This window comes from Pseudomonas sp. UBA6323 (assembly GCF_002439135.1).
Classification (GTDB): domain Bacteria; phylum Pseudomonadota; class Gammaproteobacteria; order Pseudomonadales; family Pseudomonadaceae; genus Aquipseudomonas.
This window is the reverse complement of record NZ_DJSX01000027.1, coordinates 1-4,487: the sequence shown is the minus strand read 5'-3', so window position 1 is coordinate 4,487 and position 4,487 is coordinate 1. Positions and strand designations below refer to the sequence as shown.

Here is a 4,487-nt window from a genome sequence, read left to right as displayed (position 1 = left end):
AACCCTTTCAACATGGGGATAGTCGAGCAACTACAGAAGGGCGTTATAGCTCCTAAACCAGCAGCAAGAAAATAGCCTCGCTTCCCACTGGAAGTCAGTAACGCTTCCACCTTGGATGGTGGGATGTGACGTTGAAGAACTCCGACCAGCAAGCTAATGCCAATGAATAAAACCGATAGCTCGATAGCGAGAAAGGCGAACATGCCTAGAGCGTCTTGGAGTTGAGATGACATTCAATATTACTCCTATATTTCTGGGTCAAAGAGTCCGGCCTGCCGGTCGGCACCTTTGGGTTGTTACGGCTGCGCGGGAGAGGTGTCCCGCCGCAAGCCCGCCACCAGTACAAGAAATCCCTGCACGGCTTTTTCGGAAGCGGCGCGTGGGTCGTCTGCGCTGGCGATCCACAGCGATGCGCCCAGCAGCGCCCCGTTTATCAGGCGGGCCGTCGCCAGGGGATCGACGGGGCGTATGACTGCCTCCTCGATCAACTTCTGGAGGCTGCGGCGCGTGTTCACGATGCACACGTTCTGGCAGAGCCACTGGGAGGGATCGCCCAGAACCGCTGGCCCGTCCAGCAGGACGATCCGCTGGACTTCGGGCTCGACGGCCATCTTGATGTAGCCAATGCACTCCTGAACGAAGCCGTCCCAGGTGGACTCCGCCTCCTCGACGATGACGGCCAGTCGGCCAGATATCTCTGCATCAATCTGGGCGATGACCGCCTCCAGCAGCCCTTTCTTTCCACCGAAGTGGTGATAGAGCGCTCCGCGCGTCAGTCCGGCTTGGGCCGTCAGCTCATCCATTGAACTGTCCGCATATCCCACGGTTGCGAACGCAGCGCGGGCGGCACTGATGAGCTTGGCCCGCGTTTCCTCAATCATCTCTGCACGCTTTTGTGCCATTAGGTCGTCCTCCGATTTTTCACATAAGAAGTGTATGTAAATGATTGACATACGTTGCGTATGAGTGGATGATAAATGGCATACGTCACGTATGTCAAATTTTATCAACCGGGTTTCGCCATCCCTTCGAGACTGAAAACAATGAGCACATTGCCTTACCTTGCGGTCCTGCCTTCCTGGCGCCGCGCCTTGCCGTTAGCTGCGGCGAGCTTGCTGGCGCTGTCCCTAGCTGGCTGCAATAGCGACGCCGCCGACGCGGTCGCCGCCCCTCCACCCACGGTCAGCGTGGCACCTGTGTCGGTGCGCAAGATCGTCCAATGGGATGAGTTCAATGGCCGCGTCGAGGCGGTGGAAGGCGTTGCGCTGCGGCCACGTGTGAGTGGCTACATCGACAGGGTCAATTACGAAGAGGGCCAGATCGTCAAACGTGGCGACGTGCTGTTCGAGATTGACGCTCGCAGTTACCGTGCTGCTCTGGCTCGCGCGGAAGCAGACTTGGCCCGCGCCCGCACGCAGGCCGCACTGGCACGTAGCGAAGCGGCCCGTGCTCAAAAGCTGGCTTCGTTGCAAGCAGCCTCCACCGAGGAGTTGGAGCAGCGCCACGCCGCCGCCGATCAGGCCCAAGCCAACGTGCAGTTCGCCCAAGCCGCAGTCGAGACCGCCAAGTTGGATCTGTCGTTCACCCAGGTACGTTCGCCCATCACAGGCCGCGCCGGACGTGCACTGGTCACGGCAGGCAACTTGGTGAGTGCTGACGGCCAGGCCAGCATCCTGACCACCGTAGTCTCGCTGAACCCGGTGCACGTGCATTTTGATGTCGACGAGCGTACCTATCTGCGCTACGCCCACATGGCTCGCAACGGAGAGCGCCCCGACCAGCGCAGCGAAAGTATCCCGGTGCAGGTGGGCCTGGTCGGCGAGAACGGCTATCCACACGCCGGAAACGTGGACTTCGTGGACAACCGTGTCGATGCGGCCACCGGCACCATCCGCGCACGCGCCACCCTGGTCAATCCCGACGGCCTGCTTACGCCGGGCCTCTATGCCCGAGTGCGCCTGCCGGGTAGCGGCAGTTTCGAGGCCATGCTGATCGACGACAAGGCCATCCTGACCGACCAGAGCCGCAAGTACGTGTATGTGATCGATGAGAACAACACCGCCCAGCGCCGCGACATCACGCTGGGACGCAAGGCCGAAGGCCTGCGCATCGTCGAGGAAGGTCTAAATCCCGGCGACCGCGTGATCGTCAACGGCATCCAGAAGGTTTCTGTCGGCATGCCAGTGACGGCCCAGGACATTGAAATGGCGCCTGCAGGCCGACAAAACGCCCAGGCGAGCGAATGAGCGCGGAGAGCCAGCCATCATGAACTTTGCCCGCTTTTTCGTGGACAGGCCGATTTTTGCGGCCGTGCTGTCCATCATCATTTTCGTGGTTGGGTTGATCGCGATCCCGCTCTTGCCCGTCAGCGAGTACCCGGAAGTCGTGCCACCCAGCGTACAGGTTCGCGCCACGTATCCTGGCGCAAATCCGCGCGAAATCGCCGACACGGTAGCCGCACCACTGGAGGCATCCATCACCGGCGTGGAAAACATGCTCTACATGAAGTCCGTGGCCGGTAGTGATGGCGTGTTGGTGCTGACCGTCACCTTCCGTCCTGGCACCGATCCCGACGACGCCCAGGTCAAGGTACAGAACCGTGTCGCCCAGGCAGAGCCGCGTCTTCCCGAAGCGGTGCGCCAGCAAGGTGTGGTGACCGTCAAACAGTTCCCCAACGAAACGCTGGTCGTGCAGTTGCGCTCGCCGGGCGATCGCTATGACGCGCTGTACCTGCGCAACTATGCCGTGCTCCATGTACGCGACGAGTTGGCACGCATCCAGGGGGTGGGCGATGCCACGATCATCGGCTCTGGCGACTACGCCATGCGCTTATGGCTGGACCCCGACAAAATTGCGGCGCTGGGTATGACCGCCGGCGATGTGGTCGAAGCCGTGCGCGAACAGAACGTCCAGGTCTCGGCCGGTCAACTAGGTGCGCCGCCCAACCCCTCGGGAAGCGACTTCCTCCTGTCCATCAATGCGCAGGGCCGGCTGGTGACGGAAGAAGAGTTCGGCGACGTCATCGTCAAGACCGGATCGCAGGGTCAGGTCACCCGGCTGCGAGATGTGGCGCGCGTGGAAATGGACGCATCCAGCTACTCGCTGATGTCGTTGCTCAACAACAAGCCTGCTGTCGCGATCTCTGTCTTTGAAGCCCCGGGCGCCAATGCCATCGAAATCTCGGATCAAGTCCGCGCGAAGATGGACGAGTTGGCCAAGCGCTTTCCCGAGGGAGTGGAATGGTCGGTGGAGTATGACTCAACTGTCTTCGTGCGTCAGTCGATCAAGGCGGTCGTCAACACTCTGCTGGAAGCCATCGGACTGGTGGTGCTGGTGGTGATCTTGTTCCTTCAGACTTGGCGTGCCTCCATCATCCCACTGCTAGCCGTGCCGGTGTCGGTGGTAGGCACCTTCGCCGTGCTGCTGATGCTGGGCTTTTCCATCAATACGCTCACGCTTTTTGGACTCGTGCTTGCCATCGGGATCGTGGTGGACGACGCGATCGTGGTGGTGGAAAACGTCGAGCGCAACATCGCCGAAGGGCTGGCGCCGCTGGCTGCGGCCCATCAGGCCATGCGCGAAGTCAGTGGCCCCATCGTCGCCATCTCGCTGGTGCTGTGCTCGGTATTCGTGCCTATGGCATTCCTGTCCGGCGTGACAGGGCAGTTCTACAAACAGTTCGCCGTCACCATTGCGATCTCCACGGTAATTTCGGCCATCAACTCGCTGACGCTGTCGCCTGCGCTGGCCGCGCGCCTGCTTCGCCCGCATGGTGCCGCGCCAGACCTGCCCACGCGGGTGCTGGATCGCAGTCTGGGCTGGATATTCCGGCCGTTCAACCGTTTCTTCCTGCGCAGCGCGGATGGCTATGGAAACAGCGTGTCGCGCATCCTCGGGCGGCGTGGTGCGGTGTTTCTCGTCTACATCGCGCTACTGGTGGCGACGGGAGCTGTGTTCAAGGCCGTCCCTGGCGGATTCATCCCCATGCAGGACAAGCTGTATCTCATCGGTGTCATCCAGCTACCCGAGGGTGCATCCCTGGAGCGCACGGAAGCGCTGGTCCGCCGTGTGAGCGACATCGCGCTCAAGACCGATGGCGTCTACAACGCCGTGCAGTTCCCGGGCATGAACGGCTTGCAGTTGACCAACACGTCCAATAGCGGCCTAGTGTATTTCATACTCAAGCCCATCAATGAGCGCAAGCACACTGCAACCGAGATTGCGGAACAGTTGAACGAGCGCTTCGCTCAGGAGCAGGACGGTCTGGCCTTTGCCATCATGCCGCCCCCTGTCATGGGGCTGGGCGCGGGTTCCGGGTTCTCTCTTTACGTGCAGGATCGCAACCGTGAGGGCTATGCCGCATTGCAGACGGCGACCACCGAGCTGGCGACGGCCATCTCGCAAGAACCGGGATTCCAATATCCGATCAGTTCCTATCAGGCCAATGTGCCGCAGCTTGACGCCGTAGTGGACCGCACCAAGGCGAA

Annotated in this window: 4 protein-coding genes; 2 read left to right on the top strand and 2 right to left on the bottom strand. The window is 61.1% G+C overall.

What is annotated here, in order from left to right:
- Positions 1-233: permease (locus B3P22_RS05800; protein WP_296270316.1), on the bottom strand; the 233-nt coding region annotated here is incomplete at its 3' end.
- Positions 234-296: 63 nt separating this feature from the next.
- Positions 297-902: a TetR/AcrR family transcriptional regulator gene (locus tag B3P22_RS05795; RefSeq protein WP_023047514.1), complete on the bottom strand. Its 606-nt coding sequence runs from the start codon at positions 900-902 to the stop codon at positions 297-299.
- Between the two features lie 141 nt (positions 903-1,043).
- Here B3P22_RS05795 and B3P22_RS05790 point away from each other — a divergent pair, with 141 nt between their 5' ends.
- Positions 1,044-2,246, top strand: coding sequence for an efflux RND transporter periplasmic adaptor subunit (locus B3P22_RS05790; protein WP_021204037.1), 1,203 nt, complete (start codon positions 1,044-1,046; stop codon positions 2,244-2,246).
- A gap of 19 nt (positions 2,247-2,265) precedes the next feature.
- Positions 2,266-4,487, top strand: a 2,222-nt coding sequence (locus B3P22_RS05785) for an efflux RND transporter permease subunit (RefSeq protein WP_296270315.1), incomplete at its 3' end; no start/stop codon positions are given.